Source organism: Methylobacterium fujisawaense, from assembly GCF_039619325.1.
GTDB lineage: Bacteria > Pseudomonadota > Alphaproteobacteria > Rhizobiales > Beijerinckiaceae > Methylobacterium > Methylobacterium fujisawaense.
The window spans coordinates 2,299,726-2,315,454 of the sequence record NZ_CP155000.1; the positions used below are offsets into that span (position 1 = coordinate 2,299,726).

Sequence of the window (15,729 nt, forward strand, 5' to 3'; positions counted from 1 at the left end):
GACTCCCCGTTGGCCGCCGATGCGTTAGAAACCCGCCATGGCCGTTACGAAATCCGATCCGCTCGATCTCGACCTCACCGCCGAGGATGCGCGCGCCGAGTACGCGCGGCTGTCGGACGCGCTCCTGGAGGCCGACCGGCTGTACTACCAGGAGGACGCGCCCGAGATCTCGGACGCCGAGTACGACCGGCTGCGCCGCCGCCTCGAGGAGATCGAGGCGCGCTTTCCGGATCTCGCCGGCACCGGCGCGGCCAGCACGTCGGTCGGCGCCAAGCCCTCGGAAAAGTTTGCCAAGGTGCGGCACGCCGTACCCATGCTCTCCCTGGGAAATGCCTTCGACGATGGGGAGGTGGCCGAGTTCGTCGCGCGCGTGCGCCGCTTCCTGGGCTGGCCCGACGAGACGCCCCTCGCCTTCACGGCCGAGCCCAAGATCGACGGCCTGTCCCTGTCGCTGCGCTACGTGAACGGGCGGCTCGACACCGCGGCCACCCGCGGCGACGGCGAGGTCGGGGAGAACGTCACGGCCAATGCCCGCACGGTGCAGGACATCCCGGCGGTGCTCGCGGGGTCCGGCTGGCCGGAGATCTGCGAGGTGCGCGGGGAGGTCTACCTGTCCCACGCCGATTTCGCCGCCATCAACGCCCGGCAGGAAGCGGCCGGCAAGCCGCTCTTCGCCAACCCGCGCAACGCCGCGGCCGGGAGCCTGCGCCAGCTCGATCCCGCGATCACCGCGTCCCGTCCGCTCCGGTTCTTCGCCTATGCCTGGGGCGAGCTGTCGGCGCCCATCGCGGAGACGCAATCCGGCAGCCTCCAGCGCTTCGCGGACTGGGGCCTGCCGGTGAATCCCCGCACCGAGACCTTCACGGACACGGAGGCGATGCTCGCCCATTACCGCCGCATCGAGGCGGACCGGGCCGGGCTCGGCTACGACATCGACGGCGTCGTCTACAAGGTCGACGACCTCGGCTTGCAGAAGCGTCTCGGCTTCGTCTCGCGCTCGCCGCGCTGGGCCCTCGCCCACAAATTCGCCGCGCAGGAAGCCACGACGGTGATGGAGGACATCGTCATCAATGTCGGCCGCACCGGCTCCCTGAACCCTCTGGCGAAGCTGCGCCCCGTGACGGTCGGCGGCGTCGTCGTCTCCAACGCCACCCTCCACAACGAGGGCTATGTGAGGGGCGTCGGGGCGGACGGCGAGTTTATCCGTGAGCCTATCGCGGAGGGGATCGGCGCCGACGGTCAGCCGATCCCCATGCCCCGCGACATCCGCGTCGGCGACACCGTGACGGTGGTGCGGGCCGGGGACGTGATCCCCAAGGTCATGGATGTCGACCTCACCAAGCGTCCGGCCGGATCGCAGCCCTATGCGTTTCCCGAGACCTGTCCGGCCTGCGGCAGCCGCGCCGTCCGCGCCATCAATCCGCGCACCGGCCGCCCCGACGCGGTGCGCCGCTGCACCGGAGGCCTGATCTGCCCGGCGCAGGGCGTCGAGCGGATGAAGCACTTCGTGTCGCGCAACGGCTTCGACATCGAGGGGTTCGGCGAGACCTATATCGAGGTCCTGTTCGAGGCCGGGCTCGTGCGCCAGCCCGCCGACCTGTTCCGACTCGATTTCGAGGAACTCAAGGCCGCCATCGTGGCGCGACGCGAGGCGCTCTCGGCCGAGCGGCGTGCGGAATCGGCAACAGCCGAGCCGCCCAAGAAAGCCGCCAAGAAGAAGGGCGAGGACGACGACAAGGCGATCAAGAACCTGCTCGCCGCCGTCGAGGCACGCCGGGCCGTGCCGATGAATCGCCTGCTCTTCGCCCTCGGCATTCCGCAGATCGGCGAGGCGACCGCCAAGGCGCTGGCCAAGCGTTTCACCGACATGCCGACGCTCATCGCGGCAATCCAAGAGGCCTCGGCGGCGCAGCCCGGACCGGATTGGGTCGAACTCACCGCCGTCCCGCGCGTCGGAGGCACCACCCGCGACCGGCTGCTCGATCTCGGCTTCCCGGAGGACGACGCCGCGCCGGCCAAGGAGCGGGCGCGCCTGAGCGCCGTCCAGCGCGAGAACCTCCTTGCCCATTACGGCGACGTCGACGCGGTGCGTGCGGCGATCGCGCGCGCGGCGGCGCAGCGTCCCGGGGATGCCTACCGGGTCTTCGCCGATGACGGGGAGATCGGCCCGGTGGCGACCGATGCCCTGCTCCTGTTCTTCTCCGAGCCGCACAACGCCGATGCCGTCGCGGCTCTGCTCGACGCGGTCGCGGTCGAGCCGATGGAGCGGCCCGCCTCGGCCTCCGCCTTCGCGGGGAAGACCGTGGTCTTCACCGGCAGCCTGGAGAAGATGACCCGCAACGAGGCCAAGGCGGTGGCCGAGCGCCTCGGCGCCAAGGTGTCCGGCTCGGTCTCGGCCAAGACCAACCTCGTCGTTGCCGGCCCGGGAGCCGGCTCGAAGCTGAAGGACGCCCAGAAGCACGGCGTCCAGGTCGTGTCGGAGGACGATTGGCTGGCGATGGTGGCGGAGGGTTGAAGCCCGGATCCGGGCGGCCTAGACCTCGCGGGGAACACCCCGAGAACTCCCACCCGGCATGGTTGACCCTGGATGACGGTCCTGGCCCTCGACTTCGAGACGGCCAACGAGCGGCGTGACAGCGCCTGCGCGGTGGGCCTCGCCTGGATCGCGCAGGGCCGGGTCGTCCGCCGGGAGAGCCATCTGATCCGGCCCCCCGAGATGCGCTTCGCGCCGGGCAACATCCGGGTTCACGGGATCCTGCCGGCCGACGTCGCCAACAAGCCGGATTTCGCCACCGTGATGGCGCCCTATCTCGGCGACCTCGGGCGCGGGCTGATCCTGGCGCACAATGCGAGCTTCGATATCGGCGTCCTGCGGGCCGGCCTGACGCGGGCGGGCCTGGCGGTTCCCGATCTCGCGTATCTCTGCACGGTCCAGGTGGCGCGCCGGGTCTTCCCGGCGCCGGAGGGATGCGGGCTCGGCAAGGTGGCGCGGCGTCTCGGCATCCGCTTCGAGCATCACGATGCCGGCGAGGACGCCTATGCCTGCGCGGAGATCGCCCTGGCCGCGATGCGCGAGCGGGCGGTCGCGGACGTGCATGCCCTCGCGGCCGCGCTCGGCCTGCCGGTCACGCGGGCGGTCGGCGGCCCGGCAGGACCGCGTCGCAGCCCGGGGACGATCAGCGGCCGGGCCCTGGCGGCCTTCCCCGACGAGCCGGCGGCTTTGCGATTCGCCATGCGGGGCTCGACCGGCAACCGCTACCACGTCAGCCTGGAGGAGCGGCCGGGCGGCCCGGAGCTGCGCTGCACCTGCACCGCCGGCCGCTACGGCATGCGCTGCCGCCACGTGAAGGCGCTGGAGGTCGGCGACGTCACCGACCTGCTCTCTGACAATGCCGCCGACGTCGTCCTCCTCGCCCGGATGCTCGGCGCGAAGACGCGGGTCGCGGGCGCGGCCTGATTCCGCTCAAGCCGCGTCGAGGCAGGTGCGGAAGGCCGCCACGGCGCGGTCGATATCGGCCGCCGCGATGTGGCGGTGCGTGACGAGCCGAAGCCGCTGCCCGCCCAGGGGGCGCGTGCGAATCCCGAGCGCGTCGAGATCCGTGATCCAGCGCGCGCTATCCCGCCCGGTCCGGCCGAGATCGACCTGCACGATGTTGGTCTGCGGCATGGTTGCCGAGAGGCGCGGCCGCAGGGCGTTCAGCCCCTCGCTCAGCTGCCGGGCCCGGTCGTGATCCTCGGCGAGGCGCGCCCCCATGACGGTGATCGCCTCGAGCCCGGCCGCGGCCATGATCCCCACCTGCCGCTGGGTCCCGCCGATCATCTTCCGCAGGCGCCGCGCCGCCGCGATGACCGGCCCGTCGCCCGCCAGCACGGCGCCGACCGGGGCGCTCAGGCCCTTGGACAGGCACAGCGACACCGTGTCGACATGCGCGGCGAGATCCGCCGGCGCGACGCCGAGATGCGTCGCCGCATTGAACAGGCGCGCCCCATCGAGATGGACCGGGATGCCGCGCGCCCGGGCGAGATTTGCGACCGCCGCCATATGGGCCGGCGGCAGCACGGTGCCCCCGGCGGCGTTGTGCGAGGTCTCCAGCGCGATCATGGCCGTCCGGAGCGGGCTGGCATTCGGGCTGAGGGCGTCCTCCAGCCGGTCGAGGTCCATGGCGCCGTCCGTGCCGGCGACCCCGTACAGGAAGGCTCCGGTCAGGGTCGCGGCGCCGCGCTCGGTGTTGAGCATGTGGGCCTGGGCTTCGAGCAGGATCTGCTCGCTGCGCTGGACCTGGGCAAGGATCGCCAGCAGATTGCCCATCGTGCAGCTCGGCACGAACAGGCCGGCTGCCTTGCCGAGCATGGCGGCGGCGGTCTCCTCCAGCGCGCGGGCGGTCGGGTCGGCATCGAGCCCGTCATCGCCCAGCGGTGCCGTCCGCATTCGCGCGTACATCGCCTCGGTCGGCCGCGTGACGGTGTCGCTCCGCAGGTCGACGACGGACGGCGCGTCCGCCGTATGGGTCAGATCGTTTCGCATCTCGGACTCGCCGGCCGCCCTATCGGTACGCGGCCTCGTCGCCGGAATCGGTCGGGTGAGCCAGGGCCCGCTTGAGCACGTCGCTCATCGGCAACTCCAGGTTTATACCCTTCGGCGGGATCGGCTGCTCGAAATACCTGCCGTAGAGGCGGGCAACGGTGCCGTCCTGAATCAGCTCGATCACCGCCTTGTCGACGGCCGCCTTGAAGGCCGGGTCGTCCTTCGGCTCCAAGATCCCGTAGGGCGCGAATTCCAGGCCCTTGGTGCCGATCTTGTAATCCGAGGGCCGCTTGGCGCCGGCCACCGTGGCGTGGGCCAGGGCGTCGTCGTTGATGGCGCCCGCCGCGCGGCCGGTCTCGAGAAGCAGGAACACCTCCGCGGTGTCCTTGGCCGGCATCACCTGGATGTCGAGCTTGTCGCGGACGTTGATCCGGGTGGCGACGCGCTGGGTCTCGCCGCCGGCCTGCGCCGAGATGGCCTTGCCGCGGAACGAGGCGATATCGTCCACATCCACCGGCGTATCCTTCTTGGCCACCAGCACCACCTGCGCGACGAAGGTGGTCGGCGCGAAGGAGACCAGCTTGTGCCGCTCGGGCAGGTTGCTGGCGGTGCCGCATTCCAGGTCGATCGTGCCGTTGTTGATGAGCGGGATCCGGGTCGCCGACATCACCGGCACGTGGCGCACCTCGAGCTTCGGCAGGCCGAGGGCGGCCTTGAGCTTCTGCGCGACGTGCTCGCATATCTCCAGCGAATAGCCCACCGGCTTGGCGTTCTGGTCGAGGAAGCCGAAGGGCGGCGACGCGTCCGGGAAGCCGAGGCTGATCTGTCCGGTCGTGCGGATCTTGTCGAGGCGCCCCTCCGCGGCCGACGGCGCGGCGAGCCCGGCCCAGCACAGAGTGGCCAACAGAAGCGGCAGCGTCCTCGACACGATCCGAACCCCCTCGCTATGTCTGAACCGGTTCAGCGCCGGACCGTCCGCCAGGGCTTCGGCCCGAAGCTTTGCCGTGCGATCCTAGGAGCGGCCGCGCGCGGGCGTCCAATGCCGATTCACCTGCCGAGCATACGGATCTGATATGGCCGAGCGGCGCATGACCTTCCGGCACATCGAGGCCTTCCGGGCCGTTGTGGCCACCGGGTCCATGACCGAGGCGAGCCGCCGGCTCCACACCTCGCAGCCGCAGGTGAGCCGGCTGATCGCCCAGCTGGAGGCGATCACGGGCCTGCCCCTGTTCGATCGGAGCGGGAGCCGGGTCGTGCCGTCCCTCGACGGCACGCGGTTTCACGCGGAGGTCGAGCGCGCCTTCGTGGGGCTGACCAGCCTGGAATCCGCGGCCGCACGGATCCGCGCCTTCGGGGCGGAGCGGTTGCGGGTGGCCGCGATGCCGCGGCTGGCGGGCGGCCTCCTGGCGCGGGCGGTCGTGCGCTTCCGCGCCGCGCATCCGGACGTGATCGTGGCGATCCATTCCGGCGACGACGAGACCGTGAACCACTGGCTCGCCACCGGCTTCTGCGACGCCGCGCTGACGATGCTGTACGGCGACGCCCCGGACGCGCATCGGGAACATGTCGAGACGCGTGCCTGCGTCGCCGTCCTGCCGCAGGACCATCCCCTTGCCGCGCAGGCTCTTCTAATCCCAGCGGATTTTTTCGGCGTACCCTTCGTCGCCTCCTCGCTCGGGAGCGCCCTGCGCAACCGGACCGAGGCGATCTTCGCAGCGGCCGGGATTACCCTGACCATCACCGCCGAGGCCGGCCTCGGTGCATCGATCTGCACCCTCGTCTCGGCCGGGCTCGGGGTCAGCGTGATGAATCCGCTGGCCGCCTACGAGGAGGCGAAGGTCTCGCCGATCACGATCCGTCCCTTCGCCCCCGCCCTCCCGGTGCATTTCGCCCTGCTGTTCCCGCCCGACCATGCCCGTGGACGGCTGATGCGGGCTTTCGGCGCCTGCGCGCGGGCGGTGCTGCTGGAGGAACTCGCTCAGCTGCCGGACGCCGCGATCGGGCGTCCGGCACCTCCGTCTCAGGCGGCGCGCTTCTCGGCGCCCGCGTAGAAGGTGCCGCCGCGCGCGGCCATCGCTGTCAGGTTATCGGGTGCCCGGAACCGGGGGCCGTGCTTGGCCTCGAGCGTCAGCGCGAGGTCGACGAAGGCCGCCGCGCCCATGAAGTCGATGTACGACAAGGCCCCTCCGGTGAACGGCGCGAAGCCGAACCCGAGGATCGAGCCGACATCGGCCTCGCGCGGGTCGGTGACCACGCCCTCGCCGACGGTGCGGGCGGCCTCCAGCGCCTGCACCACCAGAAGCCGCTGCTTCAGCTCGGTGAAGTCGACGGCGTCCGGGTCGAGGCGGTTCGGCTGCAGGTCCTTCAGGCCGGGCCAGAGACGCTTGGGCGCGCCCTCGGGGTAGTCGTAGAAGCCCTTGCGGTTCTTGCGACCGAGCCGGCCCTGCTTCTCGACCATCTCCGACAGGATCGCCTTCTGAGCCGGGTCCACGGCCCCCTGCCCCACCTGCGCCTCGGTGGCCTTGGCGATCTTGAGCACGAGGTCGAGGGCGACCTCGTCGTTGAGCGACAGCGGCCCGACCGGCATGCCCGCCTGGCGGCCGGCGCTCTCGATCATGGCCGGCGGAACGCCCTCGGCGAGCATCTTGTGCCCTTCGAGGATGTAGGCGCCGACGCAGCGGTTGGCGAAGAAGCCGCGGGCATCGTTCACGACGATCGGGGTCTTCTTGATCAGGCGCACGTAATCGAGGGCCGCGGCGAGCGCCGCATCCCCGGTCGCCTCGCCCTTGATGATCTCGACGAGCATCATCTTCTCCACGGGGGAGAAGAAGTGGATGCCGACGAATTGCGCCGGCCGCTGCGAGGCCCTGGCCAGCCCGGTGATCGGCAGCGTCGAGGTGTTGGAGGCGAAGATCGCGTCGGGGCGGATCACCGCCTCGACCTTCTGGATCACCTCGGCCTTCACCTGCGGATCCTCGAACACCGCCTCGATCACGAGGTCGCAATCGGCGAGCGCGCCGTAATCGGCCGTGGCCTGGATGCGGCCGAGAAGCGCGTCGCGATCGGCGGTCTTGGCGCGGCCCTTGTTGATCTGGCCGGTGATGAGGGTGTGGGCGTAGGCCTTGCCCTTCTCGGCGGCCTCGACCGACTGGTCGACGAGCACCACATCGAGGCCCGCCTGCGCGGTGACGTAGGCCACGCCCGCGCCCATGAAGCCGGCCCCGATCACGCCGACCCGGCGCAGGTTGGCGGCCGGCACGTCCTTCGGTCGCCGCGCGCCCTTGTTCAGCTCGCCCATGGAGATGAACAGCGTGCGGATCATCGCCGCCGCCTCGGTCGAGCGCAGGATGTGGGCGAAGTATCGGCTCTCGACCCGCAGGGCGAGGTCCATCGGCAGCTGCAGGCCCTCGTAGACGGAGGCCAGGATCGCCTTGGCGGCCGGGTAATTGTCGTGGGTCTCGCGGCGGTAGATGGCGTTGGCCGGCGGCCAGATCATCATGCCGGCCGGGGAGTAGACCTTTCCGGACGGGGCCTTGAACTTCGGCACATCCCAGGGCGCCACCGCCGAGCCGCCCTCACGGATCCAGGCCTTGGCGCGCTCGACGATCTCGGCCTGGGGCGCCACCGCGTGGATCAGCCCCATGCCCTTGGCCATGGGCGCGCGGATCTGCTCGCCCTTGAACAGCATCTGGAGGGCGTCGCCGGTCTGCATCAGGCGGGCGACGCGCTGCGTGCCGCCGCCGCCCGGGAACAGGCCGACCTTGATCTCCGGCAGGCCGACCCGGGTCTTCCCGTCGTCGGAGGCGATCCGGTGATGGCAGGACAAAGCCAGCTCAAAGGCGCCGCCCAGGCACAGGCCCTGGATCGCCGCCGCGAAGGGCTTCCCGCAGGTCTCCAGCCGACGGAACAGCAGCGACAGGCGCCGGGACGCTTCGAAGAAGTGGCGCATCGCCACCTCTTCGCCCTGCTCGGCCTTGAGCTGCTCGTAGGCCCGGCCGAGGCCCTGGAGCATGGTGAGGTCGGCACCGCCGGAAAAATTGTCCTTGCCGGTGGCGATGACGCAGCCCTTGAGGGCCGGATCGGAGGCAACCTGCTCGATGATCTGCTCGAGCTGGTCCATCACCCCCTCGGTGATCACGTTCATCGAGCGGCCGGGCATATCCCAGGTCGCCAGGGCGATGCCGTCGGCATCGGTCTCGAAGCGGAAATCGGTCAGCGTCACGGTGCCGTCCTCCCTGGGTTGCGCCAATGATCCACCGGCGAGCTTGCATTAAGGTTGTGTTGAGCGCCGACGCTCATGGTGGCGGCGTCGGCGAGAAGAACCGAAAGCTGCACATGACGAAGGACTCCGGCTGCCGCGCCTGTCGCGCCGGCACCAAGCTCGACTTCGATTTCACAATGGCGTTCCAGCCGATCCTCGATCTCGCAGACGACTCCGTCTGGGCCTACGAGGCGCTGGTGCGCGGCCCGAACGGGGAATCCGCCTACACGATCCTCGACCAGGTGACCGACGAAACGCGATACCAGTTCGATCAGGCCGCCCGCGTCAAGGCGATCGAGCTCGCCGGCGCGCTGTTTCCCCGCGACAGCGCCACGCGTCTCTCGATCAACTTCATGCCGAACGCGGTCTATGAGCCGAATGCCTGCATCCGCGCCTCGCTGGAGGCCGCGCGACGCATCGATTTCGCCCATCAACGCATCATGTTCGAGTTCACCGAGCAGGAACGCTTCCGGGACATCGAGCACGTGAAGGACATCGTCGCCGCCTATCGGAAGCAGGGATTCCTGACGGCCCTCGACGATTTCGGCGCCGGCTTCGCGGGGCTCAGCCTGCTCGCCAACTTCCGTCCCGATCTGATCAAGATCGACATGGACGTTCTGCGCGGCCTCGACGGGGACGCCGGACGGTACGCCATCGTGTCGGGTGTGGTCGGCATCGCCCGCGCCCTCGGCGTGACGGTGCTCGCCGAGGGCGTCGAGACCGCTGCCGAACTCTCCGCCCTGCGCAGTATCGGGATCACGCTCGTGCAAGGCTACCACTTCGCCAAGCCCCTTCTGAAAGCGCTCCCCCCGGTCGCGGGCTTCGCGCCCGTGACAGCCGCGCGCGCCGCCTGAGATCGGCCTCACGCGCGCGGCCACCCATTGGCTATTTCGGAGCCGGAGCAGGCGCCGCGGCCGGCGGCACGGGCGGCATCGGCGCCGCGCCGGGCTTGGGTGTGTTGTCGGTCGCCGCGGCCACCGCCAGCATGTTCAGCAGCTTGGTGACGGAGTTCTGCGAGATCGCGGTCACCGAGGAGTTCGGATCGGCGTTCATCGTCTGGAACTTGAGGTATGTCGGGTCCGAGTAGATCTCATCGAGATGCTTCAGTTCGGTGAGGCTGAATTTCTCGGCGTAGTCCTTCGACAGCCCCTCGACCATGAGGGCGCGCTGCTTGTCGAACTCGGTCAGGAGTTCCTTGCGCACGGCCTCGGCGCGCGCCTCCGGCATGGCCGCCACGGTCTTCTCGAGGGCGACGTTGAACCCGGTCTGAAGGTTCTTGATCAGGGTCTTGTTGACGAGGGTGGTGGCCGCGGCCACGCGGTCCGCCGCATCATCGGCGCGCGCAGCGACCGGCAGGCTCAAGGTGACGCCCAGACAGAGCGTCGCAAACAGGCGGTTCAAGGGCTTGTCTCCCGTTGTTTTATCGTCCGGCCCAGAGACGGGCCGAGCGTCGACCGCGCCTCTAGCAGCGTTCCCGGACTTTGGGGAGCGGCGGCACGTCGCTCCCGTGCACGCGATGGCTCACACCCGCTCGATGATGGTGGCGGTTCCCATGCCAGCGCCGATGCACAGGGTGATCAGCGCCCGCTCTTTGCCGGTCCGCTCCAGCTCGTCGAGGGCCGTGCCGAGGATCATCGCGCCGGTGGCACCCAGAGGGTGGCCGAGGGCGATGGCGCCGCCGTTCACGTTGACGGCCTCCGGATCGAGGTCGAAGGCTTGGCAGAAGCGCAGGACCACCGCCGCGAAAGCCTCGTTGACCTCGAACAGGTCGATATCCGACAGGCTCAGGCCAGTCTTCGCCAGGATCTTGCGGGTGACGTCCACCGGCCCGGTGAGCATCAGGGCCGGGTCCGAGCCGATATTGGCGAAGGCCCGGATCCGGCCGCGCGGGCGCAGGCCCGCGGCCTCGCCGGCCGCCCGAGAGCCGATCAGCACGGCGGCCGCACCGTCGACGATGCCGGAGGAGTTGCCGGCATGATGGACGTGATCCACGCTCTCCACGTCCGGATGCGCGTCCGTCGCCACGGCGTCGAAGCCGCCCATCTGGCCCATCTGCACGAACGACGCCTTCAGGGCGGCCAGCGACTGCATGTCGGTGCCCGGGCGCATGTGTTCGTCGCGGTCGAGCAGGGTGATGCCGTTCACGTCGCGGACCGGAACGACGGACCGGTCGAACAGGCCGTCTTCCCAGGACTTCGCCGCGCGCGCCTGCGAGCGGACCGCGTAGGCGTCGCACGCGTCGCGGGTGAAGCCGTACTTGGTGGCGATCAGGTCGGCCGAGATTCCCTGCGGCATGAAATAGGACTTGATGGCGATCGCCGGATCCACCGGCCAGGCGCCGCCCGAGGCGCCGATGCCGATGCGGCTCATCGATTCCACGCCGCCGCCCACCGCCATCTCGTGCTGACCGCTCATGACCTGTGCGGCGGCGAAGTTCACCGCGTCGAGGCCCGAGGCGCAGAAACGGTTGATCTGCACACCCGGAACATGCGCGCCGTAATCGGCCACCAGGGCCGCGGCCCGGGCGATGTCGCCGCCCGCCTCCCCGACCGGATCGACGCAGCCCAGGATCACGTCGTCGACGAGGGCCGTGTCGAGCCCGTTGCGGACCGTGAGGGCGCGCAGCGCCGTCTCGGCCAGCCGGAGCGCGGTCACTTCGTGGAGGGCGCCGTCCGCCTTGCCGCGACCGCGCGGCGTGCGAACGTGGTCGTAGATGAAGGCGTCCGTCATCAGCACTCCCCGGGGCGTTGATTGTCGCCGGTCGACGACGCGGCCTTACAGGGCCGTCTCCATTCGCGCCAGTCTGCCACGGGGCGCGCGCCCCCGGCCAGTCCTGGAGGGAGGGACCGGCAGAGGGCGCGTGGCATCGGGGCCTGATGGGGCGCTGCTGGTCCGGACGCCTTCCCGATCAGGCCACGGGGGACGGTCCCGCGGCCGATCCGGAGCGAATCTGCTCGGTCGAGAGCAGGTTCGTCCGGGACGTCATGCAGGTTCGACTAGTCCTGAAGCATCCGCTTCAGGAGCTCGACTTCATCGCCGAGCACCGCGTCTTCGCCGATCTGCTTCTCGATCTTGCGCACGGCGTGCAGCACCGTGGTGTGGTCGCGGCCACCGAAGCGGCGGCCGATCTCCGGCAGGGAGCGCAGGGTCAGGACCTTCGACAGATACATGGCGATCTGACGCGGCTTCACCACCGCGGCGGTGCGCCGTTCCGACAGGATGTCGGACCGTGAGACGTTGTAGCGCGAGGCGACCAGCTTCTGGATGTCCTCGATCTTGATGCGCTTCGGCTCGCGATTCTTCACGAGGTCGCGGATCGCGCTCTCGGCGGTCTCCATCGTCACGGCGGTGCCGGTGAGCGTCGCGTGGGCCAGCAGGCGGTTCACCGCACCTTCGAGGTCGCGGCCGTTGGCGGTGATCGCCCGGGCCACGTAGGTTGCCACCTGGGGCGAGACGTCGAAGCCCGGATGTGCGGCCCGGACCGCGGAAAGCCGCGCCGACAGGATCGAGACCCGCAGGGCTTCGTCGAGGGCGGTGATCTCGACGACGAGGCCGCCGCCCAGGCGCGAGCGCACGCGCTCGTCCAGAGCCTCAAGCTCGGTCGGCGGCCGGTCGGACGCGACCACGACCTGACGGCCGGCATCGATGAGCGCGTTGATCGTGTGGCCGAACTCGGCCTGGATCGACTTGCCCTGGATGAACTGGACATCGTCGAGGATCAGCAGGTCGATGCCCCGCAGGCGCTCCTTGTAGGCGAGCGCCGACTGGGTCTTCAGGGCATTGACGAAGCCGTACATGAACCGGTCGGCGGTCAGGTAGATCACCCGGCGGCCGGCCTCGCGGGCGGCGTGGCCGATGCCGTGCAGCAGGTGGGTCTTGCCCAGCCCGACGCCGGCATGGAGATAGAGCGGATTGTAGAGGGCGCCCTCCCCCTGGTGGTTGGCGACCCGCTCGGCGGCGGCATGCGCCAGGGCATTGGAGCGCCCGATGACGAAGCTCGCGAAGGTCAGCCGCGCGTCGAGGGGCGTGCCGCTGAGGTCGCCTCCAGCGTCGGCATTGCGCGCCTCGGCTGCGGGCGCAACGGCGGCGATCGGGATCGGCGCGCTCGTGGCGTGAAGGCGGGCGAGCGGACCGCTGGCCGGGCCCGGCTTGGCGACGCCGGCGGCGACAGGACGGGCCGGGGCCCCGGTCCCGCGGACGCCGACCTCGATCCGCGCGATCTCCTCGACCTCGGCCTTGAAGGTGTTCAGGACGCGGTCGAGGTAATGCGACTCGATCCAGCTCTTGAGGAAGCGGGTCGGGACGGTCAGCCGGGCCGTTCCGCCGGCGACGGCTTCCAGCTCAAGGCGGGCGAACCAGCTCGCGAACACGTCCTCGCCGAGTTCGGCCCGCAGCCGACGCTTCACCCGGGCCCAGGCAGACCCGTAATCCACAGTGCCGCCGCCGCTGCGGCCCCCGTCGTCGTCACTCGCCACCGTTCCGTCGACACGCATCACTGGCTCTCCCGACGCGGCCCGCGGAAGTCCGCAGTCCGCGCGTACGCACGATTTACGCCCTCAGCGTCCCGCAAGAACCGGCGGGACAGAGTCCCCTGGACGGAGTCAACCCCACCGCGAGGAACTTTTGCCGATTGGGAGAGCCTATCAACAATTACCTACGGTTCCTTTAACAGTGGGACTTGTGGGGACGGCGCGGATTCCCATTCGGAAGTGTTCCCGGCACGGCTGAACACGAGCGCTAGAGTCTTGGCGAATCAGATTGATTCGCTTGAGTCCCGAAATCGTCGTGTTTTGCTTGCCCGGTGTCAGTTTCTGTTAAGCTACACGCCGTTTCCGGACTCTGCAATCGCGTTGATTCTTGGATAGGGTTAACGGTTTCGGCGGCCGCACGGAGCCGGCATCGAGCGATTGCGCCCGGACAGCGCGCACGAAAAAGCCCGGCGCGAAGGCCGGGCTTGAAACCGTCTCGGTGGTGCGTGGGCGTTAGGCGGCCAGCGCCTTCACACGGGCGGCGAGGCGCGAGACCTTCCGCGAGGCGTTGTTCTTGTGAACGATGCCGTGCTGGGCGGCGCGCATCATCTCGGGCTCGGCAGCGCGGAGGGCGGCGAGCGCGTCCTGCTGGTTGCCGGTGGCGATGGCCTCCTCGACCTTGCGGACGAAGGTCCGCATGCGCGAGCGGCGCGAGCGGTTGATCGCCGTGCGCTTGGCGATCTTGCGGGTCATCTTCTTGGCCGAAGCGGTGTTGGCCATGTAAGTCCTCGTGTTTCTCGTCGGGCGATGCCGACGGGCCGGCTTGGCCGGAAATCGGTCGTCGCGTCAGGTTGTCTGGCGATGGCCGAGACGCAGCGCGCGCGAAAGCGCGGCCTCTCGGCGAAGCGGCTTCTATAGTGAGGGGGGCGCCGCGCGTCAACGCGCCCGGAGCCAAATCCGGTCGCCGGCTTCGGCCACAGCCGAGGACCCGGACAGCATTCGACCGGCCCGACCGAAGACATCGGAACGAAGAAGCCGGCACTGCTGGCGCAACGATGAGTGCTGGCCGCGTTGCGCAAGAGAGCTTCGGCTATTCCGGCCAACGCAGCGCCGCCGCCGCCGCCAGCGTTCCGACCACGGCAGCGATCAACGTCAGTGCTCCGAGCACGGCCAGCGGCACGAGGAACGGCACCGTCCCCCCGCTCGCCGCCTGCGCGGCCGAGACGCCGAAGATCAGCGTCGGGATCATCAGCGGCAGAACCAGCACGGCGAGGATCAGTCCGCCCCGCCGGATCGAGGCCGTGAGCGCGGCGCCCACCGCGCCGATGAAGCTGAGAGCCGGCGTGCCGGCGAGCAGCGTCAGCGCTGAAGCGCCCATGGCGGTACCGTCGAGGGCCACCAGCAGACCGAACAGCGGCGCGGCGAGCGCGAGCGGCAGGCCGGTGGTCAGCCAATGGGCCGTCACCTTGGCGAGCACCACCAGTTCGAGGGGCACCGGCGCGGCGGTCATCAGGTCGAGGGAACCGTCCTCCTCGTCGGCCTGGAACAGGCGGTCGAGGCCGATCAGGGTCGACAGCACCGCGGCCAGCCACAGGATCGCGGGACCGATCCGCGACAGCAGGTTCAGGTCCGGCCCGAGCGCGAAGGGGACCAGGGCGACGATCATCAGGAAGAAGACCAGCGACAGGGCACCGGAGCCGCCGACCCGGCCGGCGAGGCGCAGGTCGCGGGCGATGAGGGCGAGGACCGCGCGGATCATGCCCAATCCTCGGGGACGTCGGCCACGGGCGCCGCGGCGGAAGCCTCGATGCGCAGTTCCGCCGCGCCGGCGAGGCCGAGGGATTGGTGGGTGGCGGCGATCACGAGGCCACCGCCGGCCCGATGTCCTTCCATCAGTTCGGCGAGCACCGCCTGCGAGGCCGTATCGAGGGCTGCGGTGGGCTCGTCCAGGAGCCAGAGCGGCCGGGCGCAGACGAGGAGCCGCGCCAGGGCCACACGCCGCCGCTGTCCCGCAGAGAGATAGGCCACCGGCAGATCGTGGGCGTGACCGAGGCCGAGCCGCTCCAGCGCGCCGCGCGGATCCAAGCGCGGCGCACCCAGGAGCCGTTGCGCGAACAGGAGGTTCTCGCCCGCCGTGAGGGCACTCTTCAATCCGTCGCGATGGCCGACGGCATGCAGGCATTCGGGCAGGCTCGCTTCCCCGACCTCGGCGACGGCGATCCGCCCGGCATCGGCCCGCAACCGGCCCGACAGGATGGCGAGCAGGCTCGATTTGCCCGCACCGTTCCGCCCGGTGATCGCAAGGGCATCGCCGGGTCCGAGGGCGAAGGACAGGTTGGAGAAGATGCGGCGGCCGGAGCGGCGGCAGGCCAGATTGTCCACGCTGAGCCGCACCCGATACCCCGCCCTCGTCCCGCTGCCGCGCAGCCGCTCCGCGAACCGCCGACTCCATGCCCGATTGCGCCGCGGAACGG

The 15,729-nt window shown here is 70.1% G+C and carries 13 protein-coding genes; 4 read left to right on the forward strand and 9 right to left on the reverse strand.

Annotation, left to right across the window (positions count from 1 at the left end):
* Positions 1-37 precede the first annotated feature (37 nt).
* Positions 38-2,515 carry an NAD-dependent DNA ligase LigA gene (gene ligA / locus ABC766_RS10920; RefSeq protein WP_345822223.1) on the forward strand — a complete coding sequence of 826 codons (2,478 nt, stop codon included), beginning with the start codon at positions 38-40 and terminating at the stop codon, positions 2,513-2,515.
* Positions 2,516-2,587: 72 nt separating this feature from the next.
* The gene (locus ABC766_RS10925) at positions 2,588-3,457 is read left to right on the forward strand and encodes a 3'-5' exonuclease (protein ID WP_345822225.1); all 870 of its coding nucleotides are present in this window, start codon (positions 2,588-2,590) and stop codon (positions 3,455-3,457) included.
* A gap of 6 nt (positions 3,458-3,463) precedes the next feature.
* Here ABC766_RS10925 and ABC766_RS10930 read toward each other — a convergent pair whose 3' ends face one another.
* Positions 3,464-4,525, reverse strand: a complete 1,062-nt coding sequence (locus tag ABC766_RS10930; RefSeq protein WP_345822227.1) for a GntG family PLP-dependent aldolase — start codon at positions 4,523-4,525, stop codon at positions 3,464-3,466.
* A gap of 19 nt (positions 4,526-4,544) precedes the next feature.
* Positions 4,545-5,453: an amino acid ABC transporter substrate-binding protein gene (locus ABC766_RS10935; RefSeq protein WP_345822229.1), complete on the reverse strand. Its 909-nt coding sequence runs from the start codon at positions 5,451-5,453 to the stop codon at positions 4,545-4,547.
* Between the two features lie 145 nt (positions 5,454-5,598).
* On the opposite strand from ABC766_RS10935, the gene ABC766_RS10940 reads away from it, so the two are divergent.
* Positions 5,599-6,576 carry a LysR substrate-binding domain-containing protein gene (locus ABC766_RS10940; protein ID WP_345822231.1) on the forward strand — a complete coding sequence of 326 codons (978 nt, stop codon included), beginning with the start codon at positions 5,599-5,601 and terminating at the stop codon, positions 6,574-6,576.
* Here ABC766_RS10940 and ABC766_RS10945 read toward each other — a convergent pair.
* Positions 6,546-8,747, reverse strand: coding sequence for a 3-hydroxyacyl-CoA dehydrogenase NAD-binding domain-containing protein (locus ABC766_RS10945; protein ID WP_345822233.1), 2,202 nt, complete (start codon positions 8,745-8,747; stop codon positions 6,546-6,548). The two genes, ABC766_RS10940 and ABC766_RS10945, sit on opposite strands and share 31 nt — an antisense overlap.
* Positions 8,748-8,860: 113 nt before the next feature.
* Between ABC766_RS10945 and ABC766_RS10950 the strand changes: the two genes are divergently transcribed.
* Positions 8,861-9,640 (forward strand): EAL domain-containing protein, encoded by a 780-nt coding sequence (locus ABC766_RS10950; RefSeq protein ID WP_342144888.1) that lies wholly within the window; start codon positions 8,861-8,863, stop codon positions 9,638-9,640.
* A 31-nt stretch (positions 9,641-9,671) separates the two neighbouring features.
* Here ABC766_RS10950 and ABC766_RS10955 read toward each other — a convergent pair whose 3' ends face one another.
* From ABC766_RS10955 to ccmA, 6 genes are all read right to left on the reverse strand, one after another.
* Positions 9,672-10,187 (reverse strand): hypothetical protein, encoded by a 516-nt coding sequence (locus tag ABC766_RS10955; RefSeq protein WP_043346096.1) that lies wholly within the window; start codon positions 10,185-10,187, stop codon positions 9,672-9,674.
* A 120-nt stretch (positions 10,188-10,307) separates the two neighbouring features.
* Positions 10,308-11,516 (reverse strand): acetyl-CoA C-acetyltransferase, encoded by a 1,209-nt coding sequence (locus ABC766_RS10960; protein ID WP_345822235.1) that lies wholly within the window; start codon positions 11,514-11,516, stop codon positions 10,308-10,310.
* A 266-nt stretch (positions 11,517-11,782) separates the two neighbouring features.
* On the reverse strand, positions 11,783-13,279 hold the full coding sequence (gene dnaA, locus ABC766_RS10965; RefSeq protein WP_043346098.1) for a chromosomal replication initiator protein DnaA: 1,497 nt from the start codon (positions 13,277-13,279) through the stop codon (positions 11,783-11,785).
* Between the two features lie 489 nt (positions 13,280-13,768).
* On the reverse strand, positions 13,769-14,035 hold the full coding sequence (rpsT, locus tag ABC766_RS10970) for a 30S ribosomal protein S20 (protein ID WP_007561677.1): 267 nt from the start codon (positions 14,033-14,035) through the stop codon (positions 13,769-13,771).
* A 310-nt stretch (positions 14,036-14,345) separates the two neighbouring features.
* Positions 14,346-15,014 carry a heme exporter protein CcmB gene (gene ccmB / locus ABC766_RS10975; RefSeq protein ID WP_043380469.1) on the reverse strand — a complete coding sequence of 223 codons (669 nt, stop codon included), beginning with the start codon at positions 15,012-15,014 and terminating at the stop codon, positions 14,346-14,348.
* On the reverse strand, positions 15,011-15,649 hold the full coding sequence (gene ccmA / locus ABC766_RS10980; protein WP_345822240.1) for a heme ABC exporter ATP-binding protein CcmA: 639 nt from the start codon (positions 15,647-15,649) through the stop codon (positions 15,011-15,013). The genes ccmB and ccmA overlap by 4 nt, the downstream gene beginning before the upstream one ends.
* Positions 15,650-15,729: the final 80 nt, after the last annotated feature.